19 protein-coding genes are annotated in these 17,577 nt (G+C 59.1%); 13 read left to right on the forward strand and 6 right to left on the reverse strand.

Annotated elements, in window-relative coordinates:
* Nucleotides 1–101 precede the first annotated feature (101 nt).
* From lptB to BLS87_RS17405, 5 genes are read right to left on the reverse strand one after another with little or no spacing between them, the layout of a single operon-like run.
* Nucleotides 102–827, reverse strand: a complete 726-nt coding sequence (gene lptB, locus BLS87_RS17385) for an LPS export ABC transporter ATP-binding protein (protein WP_074753851.1) — start codon at nt 825–827, stop codon at nt 102–104.
* Complete coding sequence (gene lptA / locus BLS87_RS17390) at nt 827–1,375, reverse strand: lipopolysaccharide transport periplasmic protein LptA (RefSeq protein ID WP_074753853.1); 549 nt, start codon at nt 1,373–1,375, stop codon at nt 827–829. The genes lptB and lptA overlap by 1 nt, the downstream gene beginning before the upstream one ends.
* Nucleotides 1,362–1,934 carry an LPS export ABC transporter periplasmic protein LptC gene (gene lptC, locus BLS87_RS17395; protein ID WP_074753855.1) on the reverse strand — a complete coding sequence of 191 codons (573 nt, stop codon included), beginning with the start codon at nt 1,932–1,934 and terminating at the stop codon, nt 1,362–1,364. Before lptC ends, lptA begins: the two co-directional genes overlap by 14 nt.
* Nucleotides 1,935–1,944: 10 nt before the next feature.
* The gene (locus BLS87_RS17400; protein WP_074753857.1) at nt 1,945–2,478 is read right to left on the reverse strand and encodes a KdsC family phosphatase; all 534 of its coding nucleotides are present in this window, start codon (nt 2,476–2,478) and stop codon (nt 1,945–1,947) included.
* A complete protein-coding gene (locus BLS87_RS17405; protein WP_074753859.1) occupies nt 2,479–3,453 on the reverse strand; it encodes a KpsF/GutQ family sugar-phosphate isomerase in 975 nt (324 codons plus the stop codon). It abuts the gene before it with no gap.
* Between the two features lie 328 nt (nt 3,454–3,781).
* Between BLS87_RS17405 and BLS87_RS17410 the strand changes: the two genes are divergently transcribed.
* The 10 genes from BLS87_RS17410 (at nt 3,782) to hisC (ending at nt 11,800) form a co-directional block, all read left to right on the forward strand.
* Entirely contained in the window at nt 3,782–4,591 is an 810-nt protein-coding gene (locus BLS87_RS17410) for an ATP-binding cassette domain-containing protein (RefSeq protein ID WP_074753861.1), read from the forward strand.
* A complete protein-coding gene (gene mlaE, locus BLS87_RS17415; RefSeq protein WP_074753863.1) occupies nt 4,591–5,388 on the forward strand; it encodes a lipid asymmetry maintenance ABC transporter permease subunit MlaE in 798 nt (265 codons plus the stop codon). The genes BLS87_RS17410 and mlaE overlap by 1 nt, the downstream gene beginning before the upstream one ends.
* The gene (mlaD, locus tag BLS87_RS17420; RefSeq protein WP_074753864.1) at nt 5,388–5,855 is read left to right on the forward strand and encodes an outer membrane lipid asymmetry maintenance protein MlaD; all 468 of its coding nucleotides are present in this window, start codon (nt 5,388–5,390) and stop codon (nt 5,853–5,855) included. Before mlaE ends, mlaD begins: the two co-directional genes overlap by 1 nt.
* Before the next feature lie 11 nt (nt 5,856–5,866).
* Nucleotides 5,867–6,520: an MlaC/ttg2D family ABC transporter substrate-binding protein gene (locus BLS87_RS17425; protein ID WP_074753865.1), complete on the forward strand. Its 654-nt coding sequence runs from the start codon at nt 5,867–5,869 to the stop codon at nt 6,518–6,520.
* Nucleotides 6,517–6,822 carry an STAS domain-containing protein gene (locus BLS87_RS17430; RefSeq protein ID WP_074753867.1) on the forward strand — a complete coding sequence of 102 codons (306 nt, stop codon included), beginning with the start codon at nt 6,517–6,519 and terminating at the stop codon, nt 6,820–6,822. Before BLS87_RS17425 ends, BLS87_RS17430 begins: the two co-directional genes overlap by 4 nt.
* Nucleotides 6,823–6,936: 114 nt before the next feature.
* Nucleotides 6,937–7,176, forward strand: a complete 240-nt coding sequence (locus BLS87_RS17435; RefSeq protein WP_062384295.1) for a BolA family protein — start codon at nt 6,937–6,939, stop codon at nt 7,174–7,176.
* A 23-nt stretch (nt 7,177–7,199) separates the two neighbouring features.
* Nucleotides 7,200–8,465: a UDP-N-acetylglucosamine 1-carboxyvinyltransferase gene (murA, locus tag BLS87_RS17440; protein ID WP_074753963.1), complete on the forward strand. Its 1,266-nt coding sequence runs from the start codon at nt 7,200–7,202 to the stop codon at nt 8,463–8,465.
* A 171-nt stretch (nt 8,466–8,636) separates the two neighbouring features.
* Nucleotides 8,637–9,272, forward strand: a complete 636-nt coding sequence (gene hisG / locus BLS87_RS17445) for an ATP phosphoribosyltransferase (RefSeq protein ID WP_074753869.1) — start codon at nt 8,637–8,639, stop codon at nt 9,270–9,272.
* A gap of 144 nt (nt 9,273–9,416) precedes the next feature.
* On the forward strand, nt 9,417–10,745 hold the full coding sequence (hisD, locus tag BLS87_RS17450) for a histidinol dehydrogenase (protein ID WP_074753871.1): 1,329 nt from the start codon (nt 9,417–9,419) through the stop codon (nt 10,743–10,745).
* Between the two features lie 2 nt (nt 10,746–10,747).
* On the forward strand, nt 10,748–11,800 hold the full coding sequence (gene hisC, locus BLS87_RS17455; protein ID WP_074753873.1) for a histidinol-phosphate transaminase: 1,053 nt from the start codon (nt 10,748–10,750) through the stop codon (nt 11,798–11,800).
* A gap of 160 nt (nt 11,801–11,960) precedes the next feature.
* Here hisC and algW read toward each other — a convergent pair whose 3' ends face one another.
* The gene (gene algW / locus BLS87_RS17460; protein WP_074753875.1) at nt 11,961–13,121 is read right to left on the reverse strand and encodes a Do family serine endopeptidase AlgW; all 1,161 of its coding nucleotides are present in this window, start codon (nt 13,119–13,121) and stop codon (nt 11,961–11,963) included.
* 101 nt (nt 13,122–13,222) lie between these two features.
* Here algW and BLS87_RS17465 point away from each other — a divergent pair, with 101 nt between their 5' ends.
* The 3 genes from BLS87_RS17465 (at nt 13,223) to cysN (ending at nt 16,962) form a co-directional block, all read left to right on the forward strand.
* Nucleotides 13,223–13,981: a Nif3-like dinuclear metal center hexameric protein gene (locus tag BLS87_RS17465; RefSeq protein WP_074753877.1), complete on the forward strand. Its 759-nt coding sequence runs from the start codon at nt 13,223–13,225 to the stop codon at nt 13,979–13,981.
* Nucleotides 13,982–14,130: 149 nt separating this feature from the next.
* The gene (gene cysD / locus BLS87_RS17470; protein ID WP_074753879.1) at nt 14,131–15,048 is read left to right on the forward strand and encodes a sulfate adenylyltransferase subunit CysD; all 918 of its coding nucleotides are present in this window, start codon (nt 14,131–14,133) and stop codon (nt 15,046–15,048) included.
* Nucleotides 15,049–15,063: 15 nt separating this feature from the next.
* Nucleotides 15,064–16,962, forward strand: coding sequence for a sulfate adenylyltransferase subunit CysN (cysN, locus tag BLS87_RS17475; protein WP_074753881.1), 1,899 nt, complete (start codon nt 15,064–15,066; stop codon nt 16,960–16,962).
* Nucleotides 16,963–17,577: the final 615 nt, after the last annotated feature.

Here is a 17,577-nt window from a genome sequence, read left to right on the forward strand (position 1 = left end):
CCTGAAACCGGAGTGTTTGCCTAGGGTGTGATGACAATTAAAACGAGGTTGGCGGTCAGGCGCACACTGCGGTCGCCGGCCAACCCCTTGTCATCGTCCGGTTACAGGCGGAACTCGTGGCCGAGATACACTTCTTTGACCAACTGGTTGGCCAGGATGGTTTCAGCATCGCCTTCCGCGATCAGTTGCCCATCGTTAACGATGTAGGCCGTTTCGCAGATGTCGAGGGTCTCGCGGACGTTGTGGTCGGTGATCAGAACGCCGATACCCTTGGCCTTGAGATGGTAGATGATCTGCTTGATGTCACCCACGGAGATCGGGTCGACCCCGGCAAAGGGTTCATCGAGCAGGATGAACTTCGGCGCGGTGGCCAGTGCGCGGGCGATTTCCACACGACGACGCTCACCACCGGACAGGCTCATGCCCAGGTTGTCGCGGATGTGCGTGATATGGAATTCCTGGAGCAGGCTCTCCAGTTCTTTGCGACGTCCGGCGCGATCAAGCTCCTTGCGGGTCTCAAGGATGGCCATGATGTTGTCCGACACCGACAGCTTGCGGAAGATCGAGGCTTCTTGCGGCAAATAGCCGATACCGGCGCGGGCGCGGCCGTGCATCGGTTGGTGGCTGACGTCCTGGTCGTCGATCAGCACGCGCCCCTGATCGGCCTGAACGAGGCCCACGATCATGTAGAAGCATGTGGTCTTGCCTGCACCGTTAGGGCCCAGAAGACCGACGATCTGGCCGCTGTCGATGGACAGGCTGACGTCTCGCACGACCTGGCGGCTTTTGTAAGCCTTGGCCAGGTGTTGGGCTTTCAGCGTTGCCATTACTGGGCCTTCTGCTGGTCGGTTTTCTTTTTCGGCTGAATCACCATGTCGACACGAGGGCGCGATTCGGTGACTTTGCTGCCTGTGGCTCGGCCGGCACTCGCCAGTTTGCGGACGGTGTCGTAGACGATTTTCTCGCCCTGCGTCACGTTGCTGTCCTTGTCGATCACCTTGGCCTTGTCGATCAGCACGATGCGGTTTTGCGGCGCGTGGTACTGAATAGTGACGCCCCAGCCCTGAACGGGTTTGGTGTCACCGGCCGTCTGCAACTGCTCGAAGTAGGCCAGGTTGCCCACCGAGGTCACGACGTCGATGTCGCCTGCAGGCGTACGGGTCATGGTCACGGTGTTGCCGGTCACCTTCATCGACCCTTGGGTGATGATCACGTTACCGGTATAGGTGGCGATGCCTTGCTTGTCGTCCAGCTGGGCGTCGTCGGCCTGAATGCGGATAGGCTGATCCTGATCGTTCGGCAGAGCCCAGGCGCTCACGCTTCCCAGTGCTGCGCCCAGACCGAGCAAAATAGGGAGGGTTTTAAGGAGCCTCATACTGTCCTCTTGCGTTCGATAGCAGGTGTATCCTGCTTTCTTTTAGATAGGCTTTCATACCCGTACCCGTGCTCACGCCGTTAAAGCCGTCGATTCTAACGGGTTGCGCGGTTTCCGCATATTGCTTCTGGGGGAAGACAGTCATGCGTGTGCTGGTGATGATGGTGGTTCGGTTCTTTTCGTCGGTGCGATTGATGCGAACCTTGTCGATCAGCTCGACGTGATCCCCGCCCGGCGACACTTCGGCGCGCACGCTCTGAACATGCCACGGGAACTCCGATCCGCGAAACATCTGCAGGACCGGGGTCGTCATCAGGGTGACGTCGGTGGCCTTCAGGTGTTCGACCTTGTCAGCGGTCATATCGTATTGCATCGAGCCATCGGGCAGGTACTGAATGCTGTGCGCGTTCATCGCATAGTAGTCGATGGCGCTTTCGTCCACGGCAGCCTTGGGCTGGTCCATGAAACTTTCAGGGCTGATGTTCCAGTAGCCAGCCGCTGCAAGCAGCAGTGCCAGCACACCGAAGATCAAAAACGTACGAAATCGTTTGCTCAGCATAAATGCACTTCTATAAGTAGGCGGCGTGTGCCGCTTCGAGATTGCCCTGAGCGCTCAGGATCAGCTCGCAGAATTCTCGCGCGGCACCTTCGCCGCCTTTGGCTTGTGTGGTGCCGTGCGCATGTTGACGGACAAACCCGGCCGCGTTGGCGACGGCCATGCCCAAGCCTACCCGGCGGATGACCGGAAGATCAGGCAAATCGTCGCCGAGGTAGGCGACCTGCTCATAGCTTAGATGCAGTTGCTGGAGGAGTTCGTCGAGTACCACCAGTTTGTCTTCACGTCCCTGGTACAGGTGCGCGATGCCCAGGTTTTTGGCGCGGCGCTCAACGACCGGGGTTTTCCGTCCGCTGATGATTGCCGTGACGACACCGGAGTTGATCAGCATTTTGATGCCCTGACCATCCAGTGTGTTGAATGTCTTGAACTCGCTGCCATCTTCCAGGAAGTACAGTCGGCCATCTGTGAGTACACCGTCGACGTCGAAGACCGCCAGTTTGATGTGTTTGCCGCGCTGCATCAGTTCATTCATATCGACGCTCATTTACATCACTCCCGCGCGCAGAAGGTCTTGAAGGTTGAACGCGCCGATGGGGCGATCGTTCTCGTCGACCACGATCAGTGCGCCGATCTTGTTGTCTTCCATGATTTTCAACGCCTCGGCGGCGAGCATCTCCGGGCGAACGGTCTTGCCGTGCACGGTCATCACTTCATCGATAACGGCCTGGCGCAGATCGACATCACGGTCCAGCGTGCGGCGCAAATCACCGTCAGTGAAGATCCCGGCGAGGCGACCGTCGGGTTCGACGATGGCGGTCATGCCCAGGCCCTTGCGGGTCATTTCCATCAGCGAGTCGCGCAGCGGTGTGCCGCGAGCAACCTGAGGCAGTTCGGCTTGCGTATGCATCACATGCTCGACTTTCAGCAGGAGGCGACGGCCCAGTGCACCACCTGGGTGGGAGAACGCAAAGTCTTCGGCGGTGAAGCCGCGCGCATCGAGCAACGCAACCGCCAGGGCATCGCCCATGACCAAGGCTGCGGTCGTCGACGACGTCGGCGCAAGGTTCAACGGGCAGGCTTCTTTTTCCACACGGGCATTGAGCCTGACGTCCGCGGCCTTCGCCAGCGTGGATTCGGGATTGCCGGTCAGGCTGATCAGTTTGATGCCCAGGCGTTTGATCAGGGGCAGCAGGGTCACGATCTCTGAGGTAGTGCCCGAATTGGACAGCGCCAGGATGATGTCGGCGCTGGTGATCATGCCCATGTCGCCATGGCTGGCTTCGGCTGGATGAACGAAGAACGCAGGGGTGCCCGTACTGGCCAGCGTCGCGGCGATCTTTTTGCCGATGTGTCCTGATTTGCCCATGCCGACCACGACCACGCGGCCCTGGCTTTCCAGAATCATTTCGCAGGCACGGACGAAATCTGCATCGATATGCGCGAGCAGGCCTTCGACGGCCTCTATTTCAAGGCGGATGGTGCACTGAGCGGATTGAATCAGGTCGCGGGCATTGGTCATGTCGAAAATAGGGTCAGTCTGGTGAAAAGGCGGGGATTATAACGGCAATGTTGAAAACCCTCACGCTTCATCGCAGCAGTTTGTTTATAGCGCTGTGTTTGTTGACGGGGCCGTCCTTCAGGCGTTGCCCAAAACAGGCCGTAAGCTGTGCAGGAATTTTCCGTTCTTTGCGAAATATAACGGAGTTATCACGACTTGCCGTGCGCGAGCTTTGGCGGCATCGGAGAGCGGTGTTATAGTTCGCCGCTTGTTCGGCCCCTCCAGACAGTGTGTCGTTCGTCAAGGACGCGGCATCTGAGAGAGACAGGCTGCATCGCAAGGAGTTTAGATGAGTGCCGATAACGCCTACGCGGTCGAATTGAAGGGTTTGTCCTTCAAACGCGGTACGCGCAGCATCTTCAATAATGTCGACATCCGCATCCCCCGGGGCAAAGTCACCGGCATCATGGGGCCGTCAGGCAGTGGTAAAACCACCCTGCTGCGCCTGATGGGAGCACAGTTGCGCCCCAGTAGCGGTGAGGTTTGGGTCAATGGCCAAAACCTGCCCGAGCTGTCGCGCAGTGATCTTTTCGATGCTCGCAAGCAGATGGGTGTCCTGTTTCAGAGCGGTGCGCTGTTTACTGATCTCGACGTTTTCGAAAACGTGGCGTTCCCGCTGCGTGTCCATACCAAACTGCCTGAAGACATGATTCGCGACATCGTCCTGCTCAAATTGCAGGCGGTGGGTTTGCGTGGCGCTGTCGAATTGATGCCGGATGAACTGTCCGGCGGCATGAAACGCCGTGTAGCGCTGGCGCGAGCGATTGCGCTCGATCCGCAGATTCTCATGTACGACGAACCCTTCGTGGGGCAAGACCCGATCGCGATGGGTGTGCTGGTTCGGCTGATCCGTCTGCTCAACGACGCACTGGGTATCACCAGCGTTGTCGTTTCCCATGACCTGGCGGAAACCGCCAGCATTGCCGACTACTTGTATGTGGTGGGTGACGGTCAGGTGCTGGGGCAGGGGACACCGCAGGAATTGATGCAGTCGGATAATCCGCGCATTCGTCAGTTCATGACGGGGGATCCAGACGGCCCCGTGCCTTTTCACTATCCGGCACCGGATTATCGCGAAGATCTTTTGGGGAAGCGCTGATGCGCAGAAAGTCATTGATGGATCGTGTTCGCCTGATGGGGCGCTCCGCGATCGATATTGTTGCGGTACTGGGACGTTCGGGGATTTTTCTGGTTCATGCCTTGCTGGGGCGAGGCGGAATCGGTGGCGGCTTCCAGTTGTTGGTGCGTCAGCTTTATTCAGTGGGCGTCATGTCGCTGGCGATCATCGTCGTTTCCGGTGTGTTCATCGGAATGGTTCTGGCCCTTCAAGGGTTCAGCATCCTCGCCAAGTACGGTTCTGAACAAGCCGTCGGGCAAATGGTTGCCCTTACGCTGTTGCGCGAATTGGGGCCGGTCGTCACTGCCTTGCTGTTCGCAGGGCGCGCAGGTTCTGCCTTGACCGCTGAAATCGGCAACATGAAGTCCACTGAGCAGTTGTCCAGCCTGGAAATGATTGGTGTCGACCCGCTGAAATACATCGTTGCCCCAAGGCTGTGGGCCGGCTTTATCTCGCTGCCGGTGCTGGCGATCATCTTCAGCGTGGTGGGTATCTGGGGTGGATCGTGGGTGGCGGTTGACTGGCTTGGCGTCTATGAAGGTTCTTTCTGGGCCAACATGCAAAACAGCGTGTCCTTTCCAAACGATGTCATCAATGGTGTCATCAAGAGCGTCGTTTTCGCTTTTGTCGTCACCTGGATTGCCGTGTTTCAAGGCTATGACTGCGAGCCCACTTCAGAAGGGATCAGTCGCGCCACGACCAAGACCGTGGTGTATGCCTCTTTGGCCGTATTGGGCCTGGACTTTATTTTGACCGCCTTGATGTTTGGAGACTTCTGATGCAAAACCGCTCCCTCGAAACCGGTGTCGGCCTGTTCCTGCTGGCCGGGATCCTGGCTTTGCTCTTGCTCGCCCTGCGGGTCAGCGGTCTGAGCGCCAGCGCGACCAACGACAGCTATAAACTTTATGCAAATTTCGACAATATCGCCGGTTTGACTGTCAGAGCGAAGGTGACCATGGCCGGTGTGACCATCGGCAAGGTCACTGCAATCGATCTGGACCACGATACCTTCATGGGGCGGGTGACCATGGAAGTGGACAAACGGGTGAATAATCTGCCATCCGATTCCACGGCTTCTATTCTCACCGCAGGCTTGCTGGGCGAAAAATACGTCGGCATCAGCGTCGGTGGTGATGACCAGTTGTTGAAGGATGGCGGCACAATTCATGACACCCAGTCGTCGTTGGTACTTGAGGACCTGATCGGTAAATTCCTGCTCAATTCCGTGGGTAAAGACGCCAAATGAGGAGTTTTTTCATGATCTCGATTCTGCGCCGTGGTTTGCTGGTGCTGCTGGCTGCTCTGCCACTGTTCGCCAATGCAGCGCCTGCATCCTCCGCTCATGACCTGGTTGACCGCACCACCAAGCAACTGCTGGCGGACCTTGCTGCCAACAAAGACAAGTACAAAACCGATCCGCAGGCGTTTTACGACGCTTTGAACGGCATCGTCGGTCCTGTGATCGATGCTGAAGGTATTTCCAAAAGCATCATGACCGTGAAGTACTCGCGTAATGCTTCGCCTGCGCAGATGCAACGTTTCGAAGAGAATTTCAAGCGCAGCCTGATTCAGTTCTATGGCAACGCGCTGCTTGAGTACAACAACCAGGGCATTACCGTTGCCCCGGCCAAGGAAGAGGGCGCTGATCGCACCTCCGTCGACATGTCGGTCAAGGGCAATAACGGAGCGGTCTACCCCGTTTCCTACACCCTTGTGACCATCAATAACGAGTGGAAGGTACGCAATGTGATCATTAACGGGATCAACATTGGCAAGCTGTTCCGCGATCAGTTCACCGACGCCATGCAGCGCAACGGCAACAACCTGGACAAGACCATTGATGGTTGGGCCGGTGAAGTCGCCAAAGCCAAGGACGCTACCGAAAACTCGCCCGACAAGGTCGTTAAATGAGTGACGCGTGCATCACCGCAGTCGGCGGCGGCGAACTGAAGCTGTTTGGCGTGCTGGATTATCGTACCGGACCTGCACTGCGTGAGCAGGGCGCCGAGCTGATCAAGGCCAGTGATGCCTCGGCTTTGGTGCTCGATTGCTCGGCAGTCGAAAAATCCAGCAGCGTGGGCCTGGCCCTGTTGCTGGGGTTCATGCGCGATGCCCAGGCGGCCGGCAAATCGGTCAGCGTTCGCGCGCTGCCCGAGGACATGCGAGAAATTGCACAGGTATCCGGTCTGACCGAACTGTTCGAACAACATTGATTGCCATCTTCGATCAAGCCCCTCGTCCGGCTCCTATAAAGTAGGGTTCGCAACGAGAGGGCTTTTTTGTATGATGGCCGACCCGCGCGCGTAGGGCGCCGATTGAGGTTAAGCATGCAGGCCGTAGAAGTTAAAAGCTTCCTTGAAGGTAAGCTGCCAGAAATCCAGGTCGAAGTTGAAGGCGAAGGCTGCAACTTCCAGCTGAACGTGATCAGCGACGAACTGGCTACACTAAGTCCGGTCAAGCGCCAGCAGCAGATCTACACGCATTTGAACCCATGGATCGCCGATGGCAGCATCCATGCGGTCACCATGAAATTTTTCAGCCGCGCTGCATGGGCCGAGCGCACCTGAGCCAAATTGGCGTCGAGATTCTAATGGACAAACTGATTATTACTGGCGGCATTCGTCTTGATGGCGAAATCCGCATTTCCGGGGCGAAGAACTCTGCCCTGCCGATTCTCGCAGCCACGTTGCTGGCTGACGGTCCCGTGACTGTCGCCAATCTGCCGCACCTGCATGACATCACCACCATGATCGAGCTGTTCGGTCGCATGGGCATCGAACCGATCATCGACGAGAAACTCAGTGTCGAAATCGATCCTCGTACCATCAAGACCCTGGTCGCGCCGTACGAACTGGTGAAAACCATGCGTGCGTCGATCCTGGTGCTGGGCCCTATGGTTGCCCGTTTTGGTGAGGCCGAAGTGGCGCTGCCTGGCGGTTGTGCCATCGGTTCGCGTCCTGTCGACCTGCACATCCGTGGCCTTGAAGCCATGGGCGCGATCATTGACGTCGAAGGCGGCTATATCAAAGCCAAGGCGCCTGAAGGCGGCTTGCGCGGTGCGCACTTCTTCTTCGATACCGTCAGTGTGACCGGTACTGAAAACATCATGATGGCTGCCGCGTTGGCAAACGGTCGCAGCGTCCTGCAGAACGCCGCGCGTGAGCCAGAAGTCGTCGATCTGGCGAACTTCCTCAACGCCATGGGTGCGAAAGTGTCCGGCGCCGGTACCGACACCATCACCATTGATGGCGTCAAGCGTCTGGGTTCGGCGACCTACCGCGTCATGCCTGACCGTATCGAAACCGGTACTTACCTGGTGGCCGCTGCGGCCACCGGTGGCCGCGTCAAGGTCAAGGACACCGATCCGACGATTCTGGAAGCTGTGCTGGAGAAACTGCGCGAAGCCGGTGCAGAAATCACCACCGGTGACGACTGGATCGAGCTGAACATGCACGGCAAGCGTCCTAAAGCGGTCAACGTGCGCACCGCGCCGTACCCGGCGTTCCCGACCGACATGCAAGCCCAGTTCATTTCGCTCAATGCCATTGCCGAAGGCACTGGCGCTGTGATCGAAACCATCTTCGAAAACCGCTTCATGCACGTGTATGAAATGCACCGCATGGGCGCGCAGATTCAGGTCGAAGGCAACACTGCAATCGTGACTGGCTGCGCGAAGCTCAAAGGCGCGCCTGTCATGGCGACCGACCTGCGCGCGTCGGCCAGTCTGGTGATTTCGGCGCTGATCGCTGAAGGTGACACACTGATCGACCGTATCTACCACATCGACCGTGGTTACGAGTGCATCGAAGAAAAACTGCAGATGCTGGGCGCGAAGATCCGTCGCGTACCAGGCTAGCAGTCCTGAGCGTTTCGCTGTCTGTGCCGCGCTGGCGCAGACGGCGAGGCAGCTGATTGAAGGCATGACCTTTTGATTCGTTTCACTTTGAGTCCTGACGTATCGACTCAAAGGTTGTCGGGCGCCGATTGCGACCCGACACGCGCTTGCTGATAAGGACTGACGTTTCCCATGTTGACCATCGCACTGTCCAAGGGCCGAATCCTTGACGACACCTTGCCGCTTCTCGCCGCAGCGGGCATCGTGCCGACCGAGAATCCGGACAAGAGCCGCAAGTTGATCATTCCGACGACCCAGGACGATGTTCGCCTGCTGATCGTACGGGCGACCGATGTTCCGACCTACGTCGAGCATGGCGCGGCAGACCTTGGCGTTGCGGGCAAAGATGTCCTGATGGAGTACGGCGGCCAAGGCTTGTACGAGCCGCTGGACCTGCAGATTGCCAAGTGCAAGCTGATGACGGCGGGCGCCGTCGGTGCCGCCGAGCCTAAAGGCCGGCTGCGTGTGGCCACCAAGTTCGTCAACGTTGCCAAGCGTTATTACGCCGAGCAGGGCCGTCAGGTCGACATCATCAAGCTGTACGGCTCCATGGAGCTCGCGCCGCTGGTGGGTCTGGCCGACAAGATCATCGATGTCGTCGACACCGGCAATACGCTGCGTGCCAACGGCCTCGAGCCACAGGAAATGATCGCTCACATCAGCTCGCGCCTCGTCGTGAACAAGGCATCGATGAAGATGCAGCACGCCCGCATCCAGTCGCTGATCGACACTCTGCGCACAGCCGTGGAGTCGCGACACCGCGGTTGACTGTTTCGCGCGATATTGAACAATGTCGCGCTCAGCTATCCGTGTCATAGCCAAATTTCTCAGGTGCCTACGCGGATGGCTTGGTAGCTTAGGCTCCCTGCTTTCCAGGCATCTGAGAAAACGCCAATCATTGAGGCCCACGCTATGACCACTTCCAACACCATTCGCCGACTCAACGCTGCTGACCCGGATTTCGCACGACATCTGGCTCATCTGCTGAGCTGGGAAAGTGTGTCTGACGACTCGGTCAATCAGCGTGTGCTGGATATCATCAAGAACGTGCGTGAGCGCGGCGATGCAGCGTTGGTGGAGTACACCCAGCGCTTCGACGGTCTGCAGGTGGCGTCGATGGCGGAGCTGATTCTGCCGCGTGAGCGTCTCGAACTGGCACTGACCCGCATCACCCCGGCGCAGCGTCAGGCGCTGGAAAAAGCCGCCGACCGCGTACGCAGCTACCACGAACGACAAAAGCAGGACTCCTGGAGCTACACCGAAGCCGACGGCACCGTGCTCGGCCAAAAAGTGACGCCTCTGGACCGCGCCGGTTTGTACGTGCCGGGCGGAAAGGCGTCGTACCCGTCATCCGTTTTGATGAACGCGATCCCGGCCAAGGTGGCGGGCGTGGGCGAAGTCGTCATGGTCGTGCCGACGCCGCGCGGTGAGATCAACGAACTGGTGCTGGCCGCCGCCTGTATCGCCGGGGTTGACCGCGTGTTCACCATCGGTGGCGCTCAGGCCGTTGCCGCGCTGGCCTACGGCACTGAAAGCGTTCCGCAGGTCGACAAGGTCGTCGGGCCGGGCAACATCTATGTCGCCACCGCCAAGCGCCACGTGTTTGGTCAGGTCGGTATCGACATGATTGCCGGTCCTTCGGAAATCCTAGTGGTGTGCGACGGCCAGACCGACCCGGACTGGATCGCCATGGACCTGTTCTCCCAGGCCGAGCACGACGAAGACGCCCAGGCGATTCTGGTCAGCCCCGATGCCGAGTTCCTCGACAAAGTCGCGGCGAGCATTGCCAGGTTGATGCCGACCATGGAGCGTGCCGAGATCATCAATACCTCGATCAACGGTCGCGGCGCGCTGATCAAAGTGGCGGACATGACTCAGGCCATCGAAGTCGCCAACCGCATTGCCCCGGAACACCTGGAACTGTCGGTCGCGGACCCTGAAGCCTGGCTGCCGCAGATTCGTCACGCAGGGGCTATCTTCATGGGCCGTCACACCTCCGAAGCCCTGGGCGACTACTGCGCGGGCCCGAACCACGTGCTGCCGACGTCGGGCACGGCGCGTTTCTCCTCGCCGTTGGGTGTCTATGACTTCCAGAAACGATCCTCGATCATTTTCTGCTCCGAGCAGGGTGCGTCCGAGCTCGGCAAGACCGCTTCGGTGCTGGCGCGAGGCGAGTCGCTGACGGCTCACGCACGCAGCGCTGAATACCGAATCGTCGACAACGAACAGGAAGGCAAGTAAGCATGAGCAAGTTCTGGAGTCCCTTTGTCCGTGACCTCGTGCCTTACGTGCCGGGCGAACAACCCAAGCTGACCAAACTGGTCAAACTGAACACCAACGAAAACCCGTACGGGCCGTCGCCGAGGGCCATCGAGGCGATGCGCGCCGAGGTGAACGACAACCTGCGTCTGTACCCCGATCCAAACAGTGACCTGCTCAAGCAGGCGGTGGCTCGCTACTACGGTGTCGAGTCCAACCGGGTGTTCCTCGGCAACGGCTCCGATGAAGTCTTGGCTCACGCCTATAACGCGTTCTTCAAGCACGATAAGCCCTTGCTGTTCCCGGACATCAGCTACAGTTTTTATCCGGTGTATTGCGGCCTTTACGGCGTCGAGTTCGAAGCGGTTCCTCTGGATGCGCAGTTTCAGATCCGTGTCGAGGATTACAACCGCCCGAACGGCGGGATCATCTTCCCGAACCCCAACGCCCCGACTGGCTGCCTGCTGGCGCTGGAGGCAGTGGAGCAGATTCTCAAGGCCAACCCTGATTCGGTGGTGATCGTCGACGAAGCGTACATCGACTTCGGCGGTGAGACCGCTATCGGTCTGGTGGATCAGTACCCGAACCTGCTGGTGACGCAGACGCTGTCCAAGTCCCGTTCACTGGCCGGGTTGCGCGTCGGGCTGGCGGTCGGCCATCCCGACCTGATCGAGGCGCTGGAGCGGGTCAAGAACAGCTTCAACTCGTATCCGCTGGATCGCATGGCCATCGTTGGCGCGGCCGCTGCGTTCGATGATCGCGAGTACTTCGAGCAGACCTGCAAGCAGGTGATCGCGAGCCGTGAAGTGTTGGTTGGGCAGCTGGAAGGCAAGGGGTTTGAAGTGCTGCCATCGGCCGCCAACTTCATCTTCGCCCGTCACCCGAAACACGATGCCGCCCGCCTTGCGGCCAAGGTGCGTGAGCAGGGCGTGATCGTGCGTCACTTCAAACAGGAACGCATCGCGCAATTCCTGCGCATCACCATCGGCACGCCAGAGCAGAATCAGGCGTTGGTGGATGCGTTGGGGGCGTTGTAGCGATTTATTGTAGGAGCGCGCTTGCCCGCGATTGCGCTGGGTCAATGGCTGGTGTGTTGCCTGACCGAACGCGATCGGGGGCAAGCGCGCTCCTACCGTTGGCTGCGGCGGTTCAGCCGAAAATCAGGTTGCCGGCACACCGCCGCTGCATGCCTGAAGCTTAATCCTCAGCCGCAGGCGCTGGCGTCTGTGGCGGACGCAGTCCTACTTCCGCCATCAACTTCAGTTCCTTGCCATTACGCATGACTTGAATCGCGATCTTGTCAGTCGGTTTGGTCCGAGCGACCTGGTTCATCGACTTGCGTCCGTCACCGGCCGGCTCGCCATTGATGCTCAGGATCACATCGCCCAACTGCAGACCGGCTTTCTGCGCCGGGCCGTCGCGGAAGATCCCGGCCACCACGATGCCTGGGCGGTCTTTCAGGCCGAATGACTCAGCCAGTTCTTGCGTCAGGGGCTGCACTTCGATGCCCAGCCACCCCCTAATCACCTGACCGTGCTCGATGATCGACTTCATCACCTCCAGCGCCAGTTTGGTCGGGATGGCGAAACCGATGCCTTGAGAGCCGCCGGATTTGGAGAAGATCGCCGTGTTGATGCCGGTCAGGTTGCCATTGGCATCCACCAGCGCACCGCCCGAGTTGCCCGGGTTGATCGCGGCGTCGGTCTGAATGAAGTCTTCGTAGGTATTGAGGCCCAACTGGTTACGCCCGGTCGCGCTGATGATGCCCATGGTCACGGTCTGCCCGACGCCGAACGGGTTACCGATGGCCAGCGCAACGTCTCCGATACGGATGCTGTCAGAGCTGCCGAGAGTAATGGACGGCAGGTTCTTCAAGTCGATCTTCAGCACCGCGAGGTCCGTTTCAGGATCGCTGCCGATGACGCGCGCAATGGTTTCACGGCCGTCCTTGAGCGCCACGACAATCTGGTCCGCGCCGGAGGTTACGTGGTTGTTGGTCAGCAGATAGCCTTCCGGGCTCATGATCACCGCAGAACCCAGGCTGGACTCCATGCGACGCTGTTTGGGCAGGTTGTCACCGAAGAAACGACGGAACTGAGGGTCTTCGAACAGCGGATGATTGGGTTTGTTGTTGACCATCTTGGTCGTGTACAGGTTGGCGACCGCGGGCGCAGCGCTGCTCACGGCATCGGCGTAGGACACCGGACCCTGCTGGATGAACGCGGTTTGAGGGGCTTGCTGCAGGTTGACGTCCTGGCTGGGCAGGCCGACCCACTGCGGGTACCGCTGGATAATCAGTAAAGCGATAAGCACACCAGCGAGCAATGGCCAGCCGAGAAAACGCAGCGCTTTGAACATTGAACAAGGTCCTGAAGGTAAATACGCAGCGTACCTGCGCCATAATGGCGGGCATTATACGAGGACCGGGACGGTCTGAACTGCATATTTAGGAGACTTTTATGGCTGTTTCTCTGAGCACTCTGGTCGAGGAAGCGGACCGCTATCTGAGCAGCGCCCGCGTGCAGGACTATTGCCCCAACGGTCTGCAAGTCGAAGGCCGGCCGCAGGTCACCCGAATCGTGTCCGGCGTGACGGCAAGCCAGGCCCTGCTGGACGCGGCGGTCGAGGCCAACGCCGACCTGATCCTGGTTCACCACGGCTATTTCTGGAAAGGCGAGAACGCCTGCATCACCGGCATGAAGCAGCGGCGTTTGAAGACGCTGCTCAAGCACGACATCAGCCTGCTGGCTTATCACTTGCCGCTGGACCTGCACCCTGAGGTGGGCAATAACGTGCAACTGGCTCGGCAGCTGGACATCACCGTCGAAGGGCCTCTGGACCCAGACAATCCGAAGGTTGTCGGCCTGGTCGGTTCGCTGGCCGAGCCTGTCACGCCGCGCGACTTTGCGCACCGAGTGCAGTCGGCGCTGGGCCGCGAGCCGTTACTCATCGAAGGCAGTGAAATGATTCGTCGGGTGGGGTGGTGCACGGGAGGCGGGCAGGGCTACATTGATCAAGCCGTGCTGGCGGGCGTCGATCTTTACCTCAGCGGAGAAGCGTCCGAGCAGACGTTCCACAGCGCGCGGGAAAACGACATCAGCTTCATTGCGGCCGGTCATCACGCCACTGAGCGCTACGGTGTCCAGGCGCTGGGCGATTATCTGGCGAGGCGCTTTGCGCTGGAGCACATGTTCATCGATTGCCCGAACCCCATCTGAAGCGGGTCGAAGTGTCCAAAGACTGAGCTATATGGTTATACCGTTTCGATCTATCGGGGTCGCTGATTAGAATCAGGCCTCATGATAAAGTGCCTCGCTCGATAGAGCCCGCAGGCTCTCCATAAAAGTACGTTATCCCGTGAGTAACCATGGTCGACAAACTGACGCATCTGAAACAGCTGGAGGCGGAAAGCATCCACATCATCCGCGAGGTCGCCGCCGAGTTCGATAACCCGGTGATGCTGTACTCCGTCGGTAAAGACTCCGCCGTGATGCTGCACCTGGCGCGCAAGGCGTTCTTCCCGGGCAAGTTGCCGTTCCCGGTGATGCACGTCGACACCCGCTGGAAATTCCAGGAAATGTATCGTTTCCGCGATCAGATGGTCGAGGACATGGGCCTTGACCTGATCGTGCACGTGAACCCGGATGGCGTTGCGCAGGGTATCAACCCGCTGACCCACGGCAGTGCAAAGCACACCGACATCATGAAAACCGAAGGCCTCAAACAGGCCCTCGACAAACACGGTTTCGACGCCGCGTTCGGTGGCGCACGTCGTGACGAAGAGAAGTCCCGTGCCAAAGAGCGCGTGTACTCCTTCCGCGACAGCAAGCACCGCTGGGACCCAAAGAACCAGCGCCCGGAGCTGTGGAACGTGTACAACGGCAACGTCAACAAAGGCGAGTCGATTCGCGTATTCCCGCTCTCCAACTGGACCGAGCTGGACATCTGGCAGTACATCTACCTCGAAGGCATCCCGATCGTTCCGCTGTACTTCGCCGCCGAGCGTGAAGTCATCGAAATGAACGGCACCTGGATCATGATCGACGATGATCGTCTGCGTAATCACCTGTCTGATGAAGACAAAAAGCGCATCGTCAAGAAGAAGGTCCGTTTCCGCACACTGGGCGACTACCCGTTGACGGGCGCTGTCGAGTCCGAGGCCACCAGTCTCACCGACATCATTCAGGAAATGCTCCTGACGCGAACTTCCGAGCGCCAGGGCCGGGTCATCGATCACGATGGCGCAGGCTCGATGGAAGAAAAGAAACGTCAGGGTTATTTCTAATTAGGGTGTCTGAACATGTCGCATCAATCTGAATTGATCAGCGAGGACATCCTCGCCTATCTGGGCCAGCACGAACGCAAGGAAATGCTGCGTTTCCTGACCTGTGGCAACGTCGACGACGGCAAAAGCACGTTGATCGGGCGTCTGCTGCACGATTCCAAGATGATCTATGAAGATCACCTGGAAGCCATCACCCGCGATTCCAAGAAGTCCGGCACGACTGGCGATGACGTCGATCTGGCGCTGTTGGTGGACGGTCTTCAGGCCGAGCGCGAGCAGGGCATCACCATCGATGTTGCCTACCGCTACTTCTCGACCGCCAAGCGCAAATTCATCATTGCCGATACCCCAGGCCATGAGCAGTACACCCGCAACATGGCCACCGGTGCGTCCACCTGTGACCTGGCGATCATTCTGGTCGACGCCCGCTACGGCGTGCAGACCCAGACCCGTCGCCACAGCTACATCGCCTCGTTGCTGGGCATCAAGCACATCGTGGTCGCCATCAACAAGATGGACCTCAATGGCTTCGACGAGAAGATTTTCGAGCAGATCAAGGCCGATTACCTGACGTTTGCCGACCGTATCTCACTGAAGCCGACCTCCATGGAATTCGTTCCGATGTCGGCCCTCAAGGGCGACAACGTCGTGAACAAGAGCGAGCGTTCGCCTTGGTACACCGGCAAGTCGCTGATGGAGATCCTTGAAACCGTCGAGATTGCCAACGACCGCAACTTCGACGACCTGCGCTTCCCGGTGCAGTACGTCAACCGCCCGAACCTGAACTTCCGTGGCTTCGCCGGTACGCTGGCCAGCGGTGTCGTGCGCAAGGGCGACGAAGTCGTGGTGCTGCCGTCGGGCAAGAGCAGCCGTGTGAAATCCATTGTCACCTTCGAAGGTGAGCTGGAGCACGCGGGGCCTGGTCAGGCCGTCACGCTGACCATGGAAGACGAAATCGACATTTCCCGGGGTGACCTGTTGGTTCACGCCGACAACCTCCCTCAGGTAGCGGATTCCTTCGACGCCATGCTGGTCTGGATGGCTGAAGAACCGATGCTGCCGGGCAAGAAATACGACATCAAGCGCGCCACGTCCTACGTGCCGGGCTCGATTGCCAGCATCACTCACCGCGTCGACGTGAACACGCTGGAAGAGGGGGCTGCCAGTGCCCTGCAGCTGAACGAAATCGGCCGCGTAAAAATCGCTCTCGATGCGCCGATCGCGCTGGACGGTTACGACAGCAATCGCACCACCGGTGCGTTCATCGTGATTGACCGTTTGACCAACGGCACCGTCGCGGCGGGCATGATCATCGCCAAACCGACCTCGTCTGGTGCAGGTCAGCACCATGGTGCGCTGGCCCATGTGTCCGTTGAAGAACGTGCTCAGCGTTTCGGCCAGCAGCCGGCAACCGTGCTGTTCAGTGGTCTGTCGGGCGCAGGCAAAAGCACGCTGGCGTACGCCCTCGAGCGCAAACTGTTCGACATGGGCCGTGCGGTGTTCGTCCTTGATGGTCAGAACCTGCGTCACGACCTGAACAAAGGTCTGCCACACGATCGCGCCGGTCGCGCCGAGAACTGGCGTCGTGCCGCGCACGTGGCGCGTCAGTTCAACGAAGCGGGTCTGCTGACCCTGGCTGCCTTCGTTGCGCCGGATGCGGCAGGGCGTCAGAACGCCAAGGCGCTGATTGGCGACGACCGCCTGATCACCGTCTACGTCCAGGCCTCGCCTCAGGTTTGCCGTGAACGCGACCCACAAGGCCTGTACGCCGCCGACAAGGACAACATCCCTGGCGAGTCCTTCCCGTACGACGTGCCGCTGGACGCCGATCTGGTGATCGACACCCAGGCGTTGAACGTGGAAGAAAGCGTCAAGCAAGTGCTGGATCTGCTGCGAGCGCGCGGCGCGATCTAAATCTCGTTTGGTCTCACAACAAACCCGCCCTTGATGGCGGGTTTTTTGTCGGACGCGATTCGCTTCACTGTGTGGGAGCTGCCGGAGGTTACGACGGTGGCGAATGCGGTTTTGATGGGCACGATCAGGTTTTTTGTAGGAGCGCGCTTGCCCGCGAATGCATTTCTTCTGCCAGCACATTTGTTGCTGACCCATCACATTTCGCGGGCAAGCGCGCTCCTACATGGGTCCTTTGCTCCATCCCACAAAAAAGCCCGCCGCTGATTGCTCAGGGGCGGGCTCCGTGTTGATCGTTCCCACGCTCCGCGTGGTAATGCCGCCCAGGACGCTCTGCGTCCAAATGCAACGGACGCGGAGCGTCCCAGGCTGCATACCCACGCGGAGCGTGGGCACGATCAGGGAATTAGACGGCTGCATCCCATCACGGCATGGCTCGGCGGCGGTACGCGGTGCTCCAGGCAGTGTTGATGTGGTCAGTAGCCCATTTTTAGAGTGCCTTCGCGCCCCCCGCATCTTGGATCAACCGATCCGGTCGAGCACTTGTAATCGAGATCAGGGTCATACTTTCTGAGCTCCACGAAGTAGCAGTCAGATACACAGTCTGTTGATACGCAG

It is taken from the genome of Pseudomonas abietaniphila (genome assembly GCF_900100795.1).
GTDB lineage: Bacteria > Pseudomonadota > Gammaproteobacteria > Pseudomonadales > Pseudomonadaceae > Aquipseudomonas > Aquipseudomonas abietaniphila.